14 protein-coding genes are annotated in these 15760 nt (G+C 53.6%); 3 read left to right on the forward strand and 11 right to left on the reverse strand.

Translation table 11 applies throughout. The annotated features are described in order from the left end of the window. Positions 1–61: 61 nt before the first annotated feature. Complete coding sequence (locus RAH42_RS08415) at positions 62–1060, reverse strand: M48 family metalloprotease (RefSeq protein WP_168169948.1); 999 nt, start codon at positions 1058–1060, stop codon at positions 62–64. A gap of 248 nt (positions 1061–1308) precedes the next feature. Next, entirely contained in the window at positions 1309–2112 is an 804-nt protein-coding gene (locus RAH42_RS08420; RefSeq protein WP_317539257.1) for a PfkB family carbohydrate kinase, read from the reverse strand. Positions 2113–2861: 749 nt separating this feature from the next. On the opposite strand from RAH42_RS08420, the gene RAH42_RS08425 reads away from it, so the two are divergent. Then, positions 2862–3440: a GDSL-type esterase/lipase family protein gene (locus RAH42_RS08425; protein ID WP_078015144.1), complete on the forward strand. Its 579-nt coding sequence runs from the start codon at positions 2862–2864 to the stop codon at positions 3438–3440. Positions 3441–3465: 25 nt separating this feature from the next. On the opposite strand, the gene RAH42_RS08430 is transcribed toward RAH42_RS08425, so the two are convergent. From RAH42_RS08430 to RAH42_RS08470, 9 genes are all read right to left on the reverse strand, one after another. After that, on the reverse strand, positions 3466–4464 hold the full coding sequence (locus RAH42_RS08430) for a lipoate--protein ligase (RefSeq protein WP_078015145.1): 999 nt from the start codon (positions 4462–4464) through the stop codon (positions 3466–3468). Positions 4465–4972: 508 nt separating this feature from the next. Then, complete coding sequence (gene lpdA / locus RAH42_RS08435; RefSeq protein ID WP_078015146.1) at positions 4973–6694, reverse strand: dihydrolipoyl dehydrogenase; 1722 nt, start codon at positions 6692–6694, stop codon at positions 4973–4975. 69 nt (positions 6695–6763) lie between these two features. Continuing rightward, positions 6764–8218 carry a 2-oxo acid dehydrogenase subunit E2 gene (locus tag RAH42_RS08440; RefSeq protein WP_078015147.1) on the reverse strand — a complete coding sequence of 485 codons (1455 nt, stop codon included), beginning with the start codon at positions 8216–8218 and terminating at the stop codon, positions 6764–6766. A gap of 176 nt (positions 8219–8394) precedes the next feature. Further along, the gene (locus RAH42_RS08445; RefSeq protein WP_078015148.1) at positions 8395–9693 is read right to left on the reverse strand and encodes a TRAP transporter large permease; all 1299 of its coding nucleotides are present in this window, start codon (positions 9691–9693) and stop codon (positions 8395–8397) included. A 16-nt stretch (positions 9694–9709) separates the two neighbouring features. Then, on the reverse strand, positions 9710–10180 hold the full coding sequence (locus RAH42_RS08450) for a TRAP transporter small permease (RefSeq protein WP_078015149.1): 471 nt from the start codon (positions 10178–10180) through the stop codon (positions 9710–9712). Between the two features lie 121 nt (positions 10181–10301). Continuing rightward, positions 10302–11312 carry a DctP family TRAP transporter solute-binding subunit gene (locus RAH42_RS08455; protein WP_317539258.1) on the reverse strand — a complete coding sequence of 337 codons (1011 nt, stop codon included), beginning with the start codon at positions 11310–11312 and terminating at the stop codon, positions 10302–10304. Positions 11313–11521: 209 nt separating this feature from the next. Beyond that, positions 11522–12499 (reverse strand): alpha-ketoacid dehydrogenase subunit beta, encoded by a 978-nt coding sequence (locus RAH42_RS08460; protein WP_078015151.1) that lies wholly within the window; start codon positions 12497–12499, stop codon positions 11522–11524. Between the two features lie 15 nt (positions 12500–12514). Further along, a complete protein-coding gene (locus tag RAH42_RS08465; protein ID WP_078015152.1) occupies positions 12515–13519 on the reverse strand; it encodes a thiamine pyrophosphate-dependent dehydrogenase E1 component subunit alpha in 1005 nt (334 codons plus the stop codon). Positions 13520–13618: 99 nt separating this feature from the next. Continuing rightward, complete coding sequence (locus tag RAH42_RS08470) at positions 13619–14245, reverse strand: GntR family transcriptional regulator (protein ID WP_078015153.1); 627 nt, start codon at positions 14243–14245, stop codon at positions 13619–13621. Positions 14246–14586: 341 nt separating this feature from the next. Between RAH42_RS08470 and RAH42_RS08475 the strand changes: the two genes are divergently transcribed. Both RAH42_RS08475 and RAH42_RS08480 read left to right on the forward strand, forming a co-directional pair. Beyond that, positions 14587–15069 (forward strand): winged helix-turn-helix domain-containing protein, encoded by a 483-nt coding sequence (locus RAH42_RS08475; RefSeq protein WP_317539259.1) that lies wholly within the window; start codon positions 14587–14589, stop codon positions 15067–15069. Continuing rightward, a complete protein-coding gene (locus RAH42_RS08480; protein ID WP_317539260.1) occupies positions 14990–15625 on the forward strand; it encodes an IS630 family transposase in 636 nt (211 codons plus the stop codon). The genes RAH42_RS08475 and RAH42_RS08480 overlap by 80 nt, the downstream gene beginning before the upstream one ends. Positions 15626–15760 lie beyond the last annotated feature (135 nt).

The following is a 15760-nucleotide window of genomic DNA, read 5'->3' on the forward strand; positions in this document are numbered from 1 at the left end:
AGAATGGGCCACGTTATATGAGTACTTTACAAGACATCTGTACGATCGCTCCCCATTCGCCTTACAGATTGTAATTCGCCATCGGATGCTTCTTTCTCGCTTCCGTCAAGGCCTTTACGAGCTGTAAACGAACGTGCCCCAAAGAATCTGCTCCTTCGGGCAAGGGTTCCCGTAAAACGCAGCTCACCCCGATATAGACCGCCGACGGACGGCCGCCAGCCTCGTCGACGCGAATATCATAGACGGGGGTCTCCATTTGCAGAGCCCGCCGCAGAACCATCCGCGCCTCCTCAAAGAGCTGCCTGGATTCGGAAGAGGCCGGGGCCTGCACGATCACCGTATCGTCGACTCTCAGCACAAGCCTGTTCTCCTCCTCGCTGAGCCGAGGGATCAGCAGTTTGAGGACGTTTTTGCGCTGAATTCTATGCCCTCTGCTTTCGACAGCGCCGGCGATGTAACGGGTACGTTCTGAGATCTTGGGGTGGTCGCGATAAACGCCGGGATCGACCCAGGGCTGCTTCAACTCTTCCGCGGCAAGACTTTCCATGACCGTGACGCCGGCGGACAGGTCATATCCCGCATTTTCGGAGATGGTCACCGCGCCGAGGTCAGCTTCCTGTTCAAGATCCCGGCTGTAAGCGTTCGAAACGGCAACGGCCGCCACATTGGAAAGGACCATCGCGGCGCCCGCCCCCCGCGAAGCGACGGCGATCGCCAGAGCCGCAAGCGAGAGCTTCTGGTTTCGCTCCATTTGGATGATCCCATGTTTCCCGTCGGCATGACTCAACTCATGAGCCATGACGAAAGCGAGCTCTGCATCGGACCTGACGAAATCTATCAGCCCCGTCGTGACATAGATATTGCCGCCGGGGATACAGAACGCATTCGGCGATTTTTCTTTCACGACATGGACGTTGTATGGAAGCGGGCGTTTCACCCAGGGCGTCAAACGATTAAAAATGCCTCTCACGCGAGCCGTCACAAGAGGATCTTCGACAAATTCCATGTTTTTGGCAATCTCTTCGGCAACCCGCGCGCCAATGGCAACTTCCCGCTTCACGGAAGCTTCGATCCCCGACTCCTTTTTCTTGCGCGCAGAGGCCGGCTCCGTGCAGCCGCAGACAAGCAGGCCGCACAGCAAAAAAACGAATATGCAGAAACGTTGGCTTTTTCTGTGGCTGAACACGGATCATCCCTCTTTTCTTTCAGACAGAGTTCTCCATGCCGGTCTCCGCAGGAGCTCCCCACGGGAGGATTTGCTTCGCTTCGAAACCCTGCGCCGCCGATGTCTTTAATCGATGCCGAGCCTTAATCCAGCTTTTCCAGCATCACTTTATCAAGATACGACTCTATCGACACGCGCCCTTTCACGTTTCTGTCCACGTGGGTAGAGCTCTCAATCGCGCAAGCCATGGAGAAGCGAATCGAATCTTCCGTATCCATCCCTTCGGCATCCGCGATCACCATCCCGGTGACGAGAGCATCCCGCGCTGTAAACAGAAAGGCCTGGGTCTTGTCCCGCGTCATCTTCGCGAGATACGTTCCATGAGAAGTGGCAAAGACATCGCCGTAAACCTGATACGAGACCACGCCCCAGGGGATCCCCATCTCATGCACTTTGTGCGCGGCCTCGACGTAAGCCTCAAGAGAGTCCACCGGCCGGCCGGCCAGATGCTCGATCTGCGTATCGGGAACTTTCGCCATGCGGGGCTGCGTCTCCAGAGCCATCAGAAACGGAGAACCATAGGCGTCAATGTACACCGGCAAGCCCGCTTCCTTGGCCATCAGCGAAAGTTCCTTGTAGGTTTCTTTCGGCATTCCCGCCGGGAGGGAGCCGCCGATAACGACCGCTGACGCTCTGTTGATCATGCGCTTGTAATTCATGAGAAACCTTTTGCGCGCCTCGTCGTCGACCAGAGGGCCTTTTTCGTAAATGCTCGTCCCCTCATCGGGATTTTTCAGGGAAAGATAAACATTCGTACGCGTCTCTCCCTGGATATGCACAAAGTTCGTCGTTACATTTGCCCGGCGCAGCGCGTCGCGAATGTATTCGCCGTTGAAACCGGCCAGGAACCCCATTGCCACGGCACTGTAACCCAATTGCGTCAGCATCAGAGCAACGTTGATGCCTCGCCCCCCGGCATCCTGAGGGTAGAATTCGCCCGCGACCAGCTGCCTAAAACAATCTCGTCAAGCAGATATTCTTCATCCACCGAAGGGTTCAGCGTTACAGTCACTATCATCGTAATTCCTCCATTTGAGAAAGCCACGTCAAAAATTTTTATACAGGGGATCCATTCTGATTCTCAGCCAAAAGGTTGAATCGCAGCCGCACAGCAAGCTCTCCAGAGCGCGCAGCAATCGAATACGCTTGGGCGGCCGGATTCTCTCGGGATGTCGTCGGTTCGCCGTGAGTCCGTCCCATTAAGAACCGGCATCAATCACAGACAAGGAGAAACGATCTCTTCGGAAAAACACTCCATGCTAAATCATACCACGTTTTATAGGCACTGAAATAGTTTTACAGTTTTCTTCAACATGACAATTTCTTTCACGAAAAAATCGACACATGACAGGCAAAAGCCTGGCGACAAAAAGGCAAAAGAGCACTGCGAATCGAACAAAAGAGCCTGTCTCTTCTCTCGTTTTTTACGAGTTTCGAGACAGGCTCATATCGTTCCCTTGTTTTCTTTTCTATGCCACTAAGAGTACAATAAAACCAGCTTCAGAAAAAGGAGTTGAAAACAACGGGAAGCGAAGCGGGGAGACATTTAAAGAATGCGCTTCCTCCATGTGGATTGAATGGCAGGCTCGCCGTGACAAACAACGGTATCAACTTATCACAAAGGAGCGGATCGAAGATGCGCGTATATTGTCTTGGAGACAGCATGACCTACGGCTTCGGGGTCTCCCGCCGCGAAGCCTGGCCTGCCCTTGTCGGCGCGGCGACCGGTCATGAGATGATCAACGGAGGGGTCAACGGCGACACTACGTCGGGCATGCTTGCGAGGTTTTGCGTCGACGTTCCCCGGATCAAGCCGGACGTCGCGATCCTTATGGGAGGCTGCAACGACATTTTTCTGACGGGAAGCGACAGTACGGCACGGTGCAATATGGGGTCGTTGGTCCAGCAGGCATTATCCCGCGCGATTACCCCCGTAATCGGCTTTCCTGTTCCTTTCGAGCCCAGCTTGGTACGGGACGACTGGTCTCTTCTGACGGATTTCCGCTCGGCAGCAGAGATCCTGCGCCAGTATGTCGTATGGCTGCGTCGTTATGCCGAAGTTTTTCGGGTCCCGTTCGTGGATTTCTGGGGGTTGTTCGCGCAAATGCCAGATCCTCGGAGAACTTCATTCTACCTCGATGGCCTCCATCTGACCGCCCAAGGACATAAAATGATGGCCCATCTGATGGCCGAGGAGCTGAAAAAACTGGTCTGACTTTCGCCGCTGCCGTCTCGCCAGGTCATTCAGAGAGAAAAGCCCGAAGCTGAGAGGGAGCCACGCCGATAAAGCTGCCTTTGAGGAGCTCGTCGGGCAGAATCTTCTCAAGCCCCTCAAAAGGATAGGGACGCCCTCGTAAAAGCAGCTCAATCTTTTCCGTGCCAAGATAGCTGAAAAAGTCGCCGTAAAAACGGCAGTTCTCCACGACGCCGTCCATCACCGACAGACAGAACTGCACGGTTCCGCCGGGAAAACGCCGTTTGTCCATAAAATCGAACTCCGGAGAAGCCCCCCAGTTCCAGTCCCAACGGGAGTATTTTTGAGCGAAAAGTTCTTCCGCTTTCTCTGCTTCGTCGTTCGAAGGCGTTCTGACCGTTTCAGCCCGATAAAAGGAGATCAGCTCGTCGGCAAAGCCTGATTGAAATTCTTCCATGGCAACGGGATTTTTCAGACAGGGCAAAAGGTTCGTCACGCGGCTGCGTACGGATTTCAAGCCCTTGGACCGAAATTTTTCAGGATCCACCCTCAAGGAGTCCGCGACGTCCTCCAGCCTAGAATCAAAGAGGATCGTGCCGTGATGGAGCATCACGCCGCCGCCTGAATGCTGCGCCACGCCGGAGAATTTGCGTCCCTCGAGGGTCACGTCATTTCGGCCCGTACGCTCTGCCCTGACTCCCAGCGACGCAAGATAATCAAGCAGAGGTATCGAAAAAGAGTGGACGTCCAGTATGGCCGCGTCTTCGGTGGGAAGAATGACCGTGTAATTGAGGTTTCCCCGATCGTGGTAAACGGCTCCGCCGCCCGTAATACGACGTACCACGAAGACATTCCGTTCCTGGGTGAATTTCCGGTTCACCTCTTCGGCCGTATTTTGAAAACGCCCCACCACCACCGTGGGATCGTTGCTCCAGAGCATCAGAAAACCTTCCTTGTCGCTCTGCGCCTTCAGAAAAAGGCTTTCCTCCAAGGCCAGATTGTACCGGGGATCGTGATTGTCGTTCAATATATAGGTGAAATTCATCGTCCTACCCGCTCCTGTCTTTAAGCGTCGTCCGCAGTCCGTGATCCCTCGTAAAAACGCAGAGACTCCGTAAGCTGCCAAGTTCAGCCTCTAAGCCATTCACACTCATTCACAACAGAAATTCTCCGAGGAAAAGTCAAGGTCAAGCCACTAAGCGAGTTACGCAGACCGCACAGCGGTCGAGCATGTCCAAGCGAGTGGACTCCCTCGGGGGGCGAAACAATTCGTTTGTCGTTTTCTATTAACTATTTCCTGATCAAAAAGCCGAACGTGAGGGCGCTGCGGGGGAGATTCACAAAGCGAGCTGCGCAGACTGCGCAGCAGTCGAGTATGTTCAAGCGACTGAACTCCCCCGTAGCGCCCAGAGAACTATGTTAATACTTTCTATCAAAAAATAGTATAAGAAACAGCGTGAATCCATCTTATGGGAAGCGCTGCATCAATCAAGACAAGAGAGGATGGTCGTCGCACGAATCACCCTCTCTTGCTGAATGCATCCTCAAATTGTCTATGCCTGTGGCGGCAAGTGTATGGCTCTGCCTTGCAGATCCAGCGCCGCTTCGGCGAGCGCTTCGCCCACCGTGGGATGGGCGTGAACGGTAGAAATGATCTCGTCCGCAGTCGCCTCAAGTCTGAGCGCCAGGGCACCTTCGACGATCAGATCCGTAGCATGGGGGCCGACGATGTGAACGCCGAGGATTTCGCCATATTTCTCATCGGCGATGATCTTGACCATGCCATCGGTTTCGTTCATGATCAGACTTTTGCCGTTCCCTATCAGGGGGAACCTCCCGACTTTGATCTTGCGTCCCGTTTCAACAGCAGCCTTCTCGGTCATGCCCACCCAGGCCATTTCAGGAAGAGTATAGACGCAGGATGGGACGGTCTTATAGTTCATATCACAGGAGCCCCCCATGATATTTTCCGCCGCGACCTCCCCCTCCGCGGAAGCCACATGCGCCAGCATGATGGGCGAGCAGCAGTCGCCGATGGCGTAAATGTTCCTGACGGAAGTTTCCATCCTTTTATTGACGACGATGCGGCCGCGCTCGGCCTTCACTCCCGCGGCGTCAAGGTTCAAAGCCGCCGTATCGGCGCGTCTGCCGATGGAAAGGAGAACCTTGTCGGAGCTGAACCTCAGCTCTCTGCCCTGAGGATCGAGCACATGAGTCACCACGCCGCCCGAAACGGAGTCAAAACCGGTCACCTTGCAGCTCGTATGGATTTTCACCCCAAGGGCTTCCATACGCTTGCGGACGATGGCTCCCATTTCCTCGTCGGCGGGCGGAAGGATCGCCGGCATCATCTCGACGACGGTCACATCCACGCCCAGAGTCGCATACAAGCAGGCGAACTCCATGCCGATCACGCCTCCGCCCACGATAAGGAGCTTTTCGGGCAGTTTCGCGAAGGAAAGAGCTTCGGTACTCGTCACGATGCCATCCGACGTGATTCCCGGGATTGGAGGAATCACGGGAGCCGAGCCGGCGGCAATCACAAAGGCATCGGCCTTGATGGTCCTGCCCGACACCTCGACGGCAGAGGGAGAGAGAAAATGAGCCTCGCCGGATACGACGGCAACTTTATTGGCGGTCAGAAGCCCTGACACCCCGCCCACAAGCTGCTCGACGACCGCGTTTTTTCGACCCTGAACAGCGTCCCAGTCCACGCGAAGGTCGCTGCAGAGGACGCCGAAATCCGCCCCGTGTCTCATCTCGCCGTACAGCTCGGCCGACTTGACGAGAGCCTTGGTTGGAATGCACCCCACGTTGAGACAGGTACCGCCCACGCTCTCCCTCTCCACGAGCGTGACGTCGGCCCCCAGCTGTGCCAAGCGGATGGCGCAGACATAGCCACCGGGGCCCCCGCCGATGACGACGACTTTTTTCTTGCCAACAGAAGACGCTGCAGAGGACACCGCAACCGGAGCCACGGGCGCCTCTTTCCCGTCAGAACCCCGCGGCGGCACGGACTTCGAAGAGACGATCTCGCTGGCCTCGCCGACAAGTGCGACTTCGCCGCCCACTGCAATGCTGCAGTTCTCGGGCACCTCAATTTTAAGAAGCACCCCGGAGACCTCCGACTGATACTCATAGGTCAGCTTATCGGTGGACACGACGAAAAGAACTTCGCCGACGGCAACAGCGTCGCCTTCAGCCTTGTTCCATTTTGAAATGGTGCCTTCGGTCATCGTCAGGCCCAGCTTAGGCATGGTGATGGATTGAGCCATTTATCTTTATCCTTCTTTCGCAATATCTGAAATACAAGAGGAGGGGCCAAAAATTCTCGCAGAGCTTTTTCAGAGCAGCATCAGGTAAGGGTTTTCCAGAAGCTCTTTCAACCTCTGCAGAAACTTTGCCGCATCGGCGCCGTCCACAGAACGGTGATCGGCAGTCAGGCAGAAGGTGCTCATCGGGCGGATCACGATCTGTCCATTCCGTACCACGGCGCGGTCTTCAATCATGGTTACGCCAAGAATGCAGGATTCAGGCGGGTTGATGATGGGTGTAAAGTGCTTGATGCCGAACATGCCCAGGCTGGAAATCGTAAAGGTGCCGCCGGACATGTCGTCGGGCATCAAACTGCCGCTGCGGGCCTTTTCCACAAGCGCTGCACTCTCGCCTGAAATTTCTGCCAGTCCCTTGACCTGCACGTTCTTGACGTTGGGAACTATCAAGCCACCGTCCACCGCCACAGCAAGACCGATATTGACGAAGCTGTGCATGATATAACGCTTGTGCTCCATGTCGGTCGAGCAGTTGCACATGGGCATCTCCACGAGGATCTGAGCGCAGGCCTTCATGATAATGTCGTTGAAGGAGATTTTGGCGCCGTCGTTCTTCAACGCATTGCGCATTGCCTTGAGAGCAGTGCAGTCCACCTCAGTCTGGTAATTGACCGAGGGAATCGCAGCGGCGCTTTCGGTCATACGCTCCGAGATAATCTGGCGCATTTTCGTCATGGGTCTTGCGTCCGCGTCGTTCTCACAGAGTTTCACAGCCTCTGAGACTTTGGTGGCAGAAGCTGCGGGAACGACCCCAGCGGCTTTCATGACATCGCCGCTCATAACGCGACGACGGCCGAGCCCCAAATCAGCCATGTCCACGCCAAGCTCCGCAGCCATCTTCGCAGCGAGCGGCGATGACTTGACCTTATTCGCGGCAAGCCATGCTTCCACGTCGGCCATGTGGATCATAGGCGGCTCTCCGTGACCGGCAACAGCGGAAAGATCCACCTTTCTCTCTTTCGCCAGACTCCGCGCTTTAGGCGTCGCATTGACGGTACGGGCATCCGCATAGGCCTTGGCGTCCGAGAGGTGAACCATGGGAGGTTCGCCGTGTCCCACGATTAGTGAAACATCGATACCACGGGCTTTCGCAAAGGCGCGAGCCTTGGGCGAAACGTTAACAGCGCTCTCCTGCAGCGGCGATACCGTCGCGGCGGGTAACGTTACGCTGGCTTCCGGGACTTTGGCGGAAACGACCTTCGCCGCGGGAGCGGCCTCGGCCGATTCGCCGACTCCTCCTACAATGCCCACTTCGCCGCCGACGGCAACTGTTCCCTCTTCGGGCACGACGATCTTCAGCAGCGTCCCGTTTACCTCCGCCCGATACTCGTAGGTCAGCTTGTCGGTAGAAACGACGAACAGGGAGTCTCCCGTCGCAACTGAATCTCCTTCTTTCTTCAACCATTTCGAAATCGTTCCTTCAGTCATCGTCAGACCGAGTTTGGGCATTGTAATAAAAGTTGCCATGAATCAATTCCCTCTTTCCCTATAATAAAGAATCCGATGCCAAGATGCCTCCTGTTCAAACACTCCGGCTCACCGACCAAGTGTCCAGAAAAGTTTGCTCTTGCCTTCTCCATCCACGCAGCCAAAGCATCGCTGCAACTCTCCCATCCGAACGGATAGGAGAAGGCCGAAGAAACCTACAGCATACCCATCCAATGAGGAAGGGCCGTCGTAATCGAGGGAAACAACGTGATCAGCAACAGCGCAATCAAAGCAGCAAAAAGCTGAGGGAGGACGTCTGGGACTATATCTTCAATCGACAGGTTGCTGATGCGAGCCCCAACATAGAGATTGACTGCTACAGGAGGCGTGACCTGCCCGATTGCCAAGTTGACGGTCATCATGACGCCGAACCAGATGGGATCCCACTGAAAATGAGCGATAATGGGCATCAGAATGGGCAGAAAGATGTAGCAGATCGAAATAGCATCGAGAAGCATGCCCGCAAAAAGCAAGATCACGTTGATCATGAGCAGGATAATGACGGGGCTGTCAGAAACAGACAGCAGGACCGCCGCAATTTTATCGATCAGGCCGATAGTGGCTCCAATCCAGCCGTAAAGCCCGGCGCAGGTGACCACGAGCATGACTACGGCGGTCGAGACTACCGTGTCGACGAGAATATCGTAGAACATCTTCCATGACATGGTGCGGTAGACCACCATGCCGACAAACAGGCCGTAGAACACGGCCACAGCTGCGGCTTCGGTCGGAGTGAAAATTCCACCGTACACTCCGCCGAGGATAATCACGGGAGTAATAAGTCCCCACAAGGCATCCACGAAGGCCTTCCACACCTCCCTGGAAGCCCCCCGGGGAGCGCCGCGGTAGCCGCGTTTTACCGATACGAGATAAACGAGAACGCACAGACATCCGGCAACCACCAACCCGGGGAACACGCCGGCAGCAAACAGCGTGCCGATGGACTGCTCCATGATATCCCCGTAGACGATGAAGCAAATACTCGGAGGGATGATGATGGCGAGCCCCGCTGCGACCGACACTACGGCCGTCGCAAAAGGTTTGTCGTATCCGGCGTTGACCATGCCGGGGATAAGGATAAGTCCCAGGGCGGCTACCGTAGCAGGCCCCGATCCCGAAACGGCCCCCCAAAAAGCGGCGACGAGAACGGTCGCCACTGCAAGTCCGCCGGGCATGTCGCCCACAAGCTGCTTAATCAGGGCGATCAGGCGTTCCGCGATCCCCACCTTCTCCATAATGACGCCAGCCATGACGAAGAAAGGGATTGCGAGCAGAGGGAACTTGGCAATGCCTGAAAAGTAGCTGTAGGAAAGCATCTGGTAACCCATATCCCAACCAATGGCGACGACGATGGCCGTCATGCCCAAGGAAATGGCGATAGGCACGCCGAGAAGCAGGGGGATGAAGAAAAGGATGACAGTCCAGAGCGCCGAATCCGAAAAGAATTCGCTCATAAGAATCGCCCCTTTCTCAATATCTGCCCTGCGCGACGAAATCACGCGCAGCCTGCGAAAATCTAATCAAAATAATGACAGAAAAGAAGGGGACCGCAGCAGAATACACGGCCGATGGGATAGCGAGCGACTCTGTGACAGATCCGAGTTCAATCTCATCTATCACCTGAGAGGTTCCGAGCCACGTCAGCAGACCGAAGAAGACCACCGTCAGAAAGCAGGAAAAGCAGAAACAAATCTTGCGAACTTTCTTCGGTAGATGATTATATACAAAGGTCATGGCTAGATTCGCATTCTGGCGGAAGGCCAAGGATGTTCCCGCCATCACGAGCCACACGAAGAGGTTAACCGTCACTTCCTCGGTAAACGAAAGCGGATAAACAATAACATAGCGAGTCATCACGTTTACGAAGGTGATCGAAACCATTATAAAAAGGACAACCGCGCCCACGATCTCTTCAAAGTAGGCGAAGAATTTTTTCAACATAACGCTGCTCCTTTCACGTTGAAAGTGTACCGGAACAGAAAAGTTGCGCTGTCGAGAAAACGCTCAGTTAAGTGGGGAGCGCTTTTGCGCGCTCCCCTTTCTGTATGAAATACCGAGAGAACTACTTCTTGGCGACGGCGGCCATATCTGCGACTGCCTGATCCATGATCTGAGGGAACTTGCTGTACCACTCGTCGCGAACCGGCTTTGCCAGAGCGGCGAAGGCGGCGGTCTGCTCCGGAGTCAGCTTGGTGACGACCATTCCGACCTTGGCGAGTTCTTTATACCAGTCGGTAACTTCGGGCAACTTGTTCATCTTGGCAAGGTAATCATAGGCCCAGCCGTCGTCAAGGCCAATCCGGGCAAGGGCAATCTGGAATTTCGCGGCTTCCTTGGCCGCCTCCTCGATGATTGCCTGATCTTCCTTAGTGAAGGACTTCCAGACGCCAGGGTTCACCGAGAACAATGTGGGATCAATTACACAGTGCCAGTCTAGCATGTACTTGTTGTACTCGTAGACTTTTACGGGGTAGAAGGTGTTGATTGGGTTCTCCTGGCCGTCGACGACGCCCTGCTGCAGGGCGGTCATCGTGTCGGACCAGTTCATGGCGATGGGATTGGCTCCCATAGCTTTGTAGGTGTCGAGGAACAGTTTGGAGCCAACGACGCGGAGTTTCAACCCTTTGAAATCCTCCGGGGTGTGGATCTCCCTTTTCGAGTTGGTTAACTCGCGGAATCCGTTTTCGCCGTAAGCGAGAACTTTAACGCCCTTGAGTTCCACGGCAGTCTTGATCATGGCGCCGCTTTTGCCGCCTGTGATGGCGTCCATCGCGGCATAGCGATCGGGCTGCTCCGCCACGAAGAAGGGCATAGCGAAAAGATTCAGCTCCACCACCTGAGGAGACCAGTTGATCGAGGACTGACAGGCAAAGTCGATAGCCCCGTTGCGGATCATCATAAAGGCGTTGGTCTGCTTGCCGGTAGTCAACTGAGCGTTGGGATAGACCTTAATGTTGACGCGCCCGTCCGTCCTGGTACGAACCAGATCCGCAAAGTATTGCGCTCCCTGCCCCCAGGCGGTGGTAATGCTGGGAACGATATCAAGTTTGTACTCGCTTTTGTAGGCTGCCATAGCAGGAACGGTAATGCCAACAGCCAGGAGTGCCAACAACACTGCTGCAAACTTTTTCATAAAATACCCTCCTCACATTATTTTGAGCATGGATTAAGCTCTCAAAAGAGCTTGAAAACGCCTTGCAATACTCGGAACATTGCATCCATTTACTTAAGCATGCCAGTGATCATAATAAAAATCACTTTCACGCTATGTCTCTAAGAACACTAGAACATTTTCCTGATGCCAGCCACGATCTTCTCCGGCGAAAGGCGGTAGGCCTGCTCCAGCGTGCGAGCGAACGGAACCGGAGTAAAGGGAGCTCCGAAACGAAGGATCGGCGCGTCAAGCATTCCGATGGCTTCTTCAGCAACGGTAGCGGCGATTTCACCGCCAAAACCGCCATGCTTCACAGCTTCATGGACAATACAGAGGCGACTAGTCTTCGTAACGGACTCAAGAACCATTTCCTTATCCCAGGGAACGATCGTACGAAGGTCGATCAACTCAACGCTGATACCTTCCTTTTCTGCCAGTTTAACGACTTCCTGGCACGTAGTGTGCAAACAGTGAGACCAAGAAACCACCGTCACATCCGTACCGACTTTATCAATTCGGCCTTTGCCAATAGGAACGTAAAAATCGCTGTCTTCCGGGACTTCGCCTTTGGTGCTGAAGAGGGCTTTGTGCTCAAAGTAGATAACGGGGTTGTCATCACGAATCGCAGATTTCAAGAGTCCTTTCGCATCGGCGGGATTGGAGGGGGAAACAATCTTCAACCCAGGAATATGTGCAAAAATCCCCTCAACCATTTGAGAATGCTGTGCGGCAGCCTGGCTGATCAATCCATCAGGAGCGCGGAGGACCATGGGAACAGTCTTTTGAGCTCCGAACATGTAATGAACTTTAGCCATTTGGTTGAACACCTCGTCGCCGCAGACGAGCATAAAATCGGCAAAATGCATATCGGCAACGGGACGCATACCCGCAAGAGCAGCCCCGACGGCAGCACCGACGATCGCCGTTTCACTGATCGGCGTGTCGCGGACTCTATCGGTGCCGAAGCGTCCCGGGAGTTCCTTGAATTGGCCGAAAATGCCTCCTTGACGGGCGATGTCCTCTCCCATGACGAATACGGAGGGGTCACGCTCCATCTCTTCGATCATGGCCTCTTGAGTTGCCTGAGAAAAAGTGATGGTCTTCATGGCTGACGAGCCTCCTTATACGTAGAGATCCTCATAAATCGCTTCAGGCGATGGCTCCGGACTTTCCTTGGCAAACTTCAGTGCCTCGGCAATTTCCTGTTCCGCCTGCTTATAGACGGCATCGAGATCAGCCTGGGTCAAGGCTCCGGCCTTCAAAACCTTTTCCTCAAAACGGGTGATCGGGTTGTTGGTCTCGAATTCGTGCTGAACTTCCTCTTTTGTGCGGTATTTCTCGGGGTCACCCACGAAGTGTCCCTTGATTCGATACGTCTTGCACTCCAAGAGGGCGGGACCTTTCCCCGCGCGGATATCTGCGACAATGTCCTTCGCGGCCTCATACACAGCTAAAACATCGTTTCCGTCCACAACATAGCCGGGAATGGAGTATCCCTGGCAACGATCGGCAATGTTTTCTACGGATGTGGTGGTTCTGTAAGGAGTCGTGGAAGCCCACTGGTTCATTTCACAAACGAATAACACTGGCAGCTGCCAGATGGCCGCCATGTTCAGAGCCTCGTGAAAAGTGCCGCGATTGGAAGCGCCATCGCCGAAGAACACAACGGAAACCTTGTCTTCGCCAGAAAGTTTTGTGGCCAATCCAGCGCCAACTGCTAAAGTGTAGCCGCCGCCCACAATGCCGTTAGCCCCGAGCATGCCAATGCTAAAATCCGCGATGTGCATAGAACCACCCTTGCCTTTGCAGTAGCCCGTAGCTTTGCCAAAGATTTCGGCCATCATGCGTTTTAGATCGGCTCCTTTGGCGATTGTATGGCCATGGCCGCGATGGGTACTTTCGATGTAATCGCGATTAGTTAGATTTGCCATAATACCAGCAGCAATGGCTTCTTCGCCGATGTAGAGGTGCACGAACCCAGGGATCTCACCCGCAAGGAAATGAGATTCGACCGTCTGTTCAAAAAGCCGGATGGTTACCATCTTTCCGTAGAGCTCCGTCAACAGTTTTTTGCTATACTTCCTCACAGGAACCGTCGGTTCCTTATGAATGGCAAGCGCACTCATCCAAACAACCTCCCTAACGATTTTTTGACTCCTCTCGGTGAAGTGGACTCCATCGCGAGGTGAAGTACCCCCCTTGAGCCTCTGTTTTCTCACGTTCCATCAGGAAATCAGCACGTGCTTCGCAAAAACCATGTGGGCGTGCATCTGCCGCTTGGCCTCTTCCGAGTCCCCCTTTCGCAGGGCATCAAGTATTTTCACGTGCCCTTCCAGTGCCTCCAGCATCTGGGGTTTGTTGCGCAAAATGACCCCGCCGGGGGCGAGAAAGCGCTCTCGAGCGCTTTTAAGCGTATCTCTCAGCAGCTGATTGCCGTAAAGACTTGCCAGATAGTCATGAAATTCCACGTCGCTCTCAAGGAAAGCCGACGAATTGCCGGCGGCTGCGAGCCCCTCCTGAGAATCGACCATCGCCTGCAGCTTCGCGCATTGTTCGCCGCTCAGAGGAAGACTGAGATTCTGAATGACGAACTCCTCCACAGCCATACGTAACTCCACGATCTCCACAGCTTCGACTATCGAGATCTCGTTGACCATAGAACCTTTATGCGAAAATCCCTTCATGAATCCCTCCATAACTAGCCTCTGAAGAGCTTCACGTACAGGAGTTCGGCTCATGCCAAGCTCATCGCCGAGACTTTTCTCCGAAGGGGTGGATTCCGACGTTAAATCTCCTTGAAGAATCATTTCTTTGATTCTTTTGTACGCAATATCCCTTTTTGTAGTGAGCAATATTTCCCCTCCTTCAATGGTGTGGCATAACGTAAAATCTCCTTATTTAAAGAACGACTTCCCATTTACGTGAGTGGAGCATCATAAAATTCCGGTAGTATTTTTGCAGTATACCAAGAAAATACCGCTTTATGTTTGAATAATATCAAAATTACCACTCTTTGTCAAATACAATAATTAACATGTATAAAAATGATGGTTCTTTTCTTAAACTCACCATTTCACGAGGATCTGACAAATAGATAACGCACATTGCAAATAAAAAACTAATTAATACTATTTCATTATAGTATAGCCAAAGTATCCGTACCTCAGTTATAATGCACCCGAGGTGATGGAGAATGCCCGTAAAATACGAGATCACATCGGAACAGCAGGCGGAAATCGAAGCAGCGCGGAAAAAGAATCGCAACAAGAAGATCGAAGCCAAACTGAGAATCCTCAGCTTGCGCGCCGAAGGGAAAACCCTGAAAGAAATCAGCGAAATCACGGAATACCACTTCACGAACGTCAGCAAGATCATCTCGCAGTTTATCCATCGCGGTCTCTCGTATGTGCTGCAATGCCATTACCTCGGCAACCATCGGAACATGACCTATGAGCAGGAAGAAGCCGTACTTGCTCCTTACCTGGAGAAAGCCGGGAAAGGAGAAATCGTTTCGGTGGCGGAAATAGCCCAAGCCTATCAGACCGCGGTGGGACATACTATCAGTCCGACTCAGATTTACGCGGTCCTGAAACGTCATGGCTGGAGAAAAGTCATGCCGCGCAGCCGTCACCCCAGGAAAGCGAACGAGGAGGCCATCGAGGCCTCAAAAAATTAACGCTCAAGTTCAGGAATTAAAAGAGTTATCCACAACAGGGAACGTCAGACTGATGTTTCAGGACGAAGCCGGCTTCGGCAGAATCAACACGCCCAAATACTGCTGGTGCAGGAAAGGCATTCGACCGAACGTTCCCTGCCTTCACATCCGCGAATACCGCTATGCTTACGGTGCCGTAGAGCCGCTTACGGGAGAAAGCCTCTTTCTGATCATGCCCAACTGCGACAGCGATTGCATGAACGTTTTCCTGCGGGAACTTTCACACCGATTTCCGGAAGACCATATTCTGCTCTGCTGTGACGGAGCTGCCTGGCACAAGTCCAAAGCGCTTCAGGTTCCTGCCAACATCACCCTGTTCCATATTCCCCCCTATACCCCCGAGATGAACCCCATTGAGCAGATCTGGAGAGAGCTGCGCTGTCAGGGCTTTCGAAACGAGATTTTTTCGACGCTTGAGAACGTTGTCGAGCGTCTGTGCCGCACGATCAGAAATCTCACCGCTCAGACCATAAGGAGTATTACCGCAAGACAATGGATTGTTAGGTGCTTTAAATGAGAAATAGTATAAAAAGCGCCGCGTTTACACACAGTCGTGTTACAAAAAACACATGACACGTAACCCTATACAGTTTTCAACACATCTTTTGCCGCAGAGCAAATTCTTCATCGCTCACCATAAAAAGACTGTTGG

The organism is Pyramidobacter sp. YE332 (assembly GCF_033060595.1).
Classification (GTDB): Bacteria; Synergistota; Synergistia; order Synergistales; family Dethiosulfovibrionaceae; genus Pyramidobacter.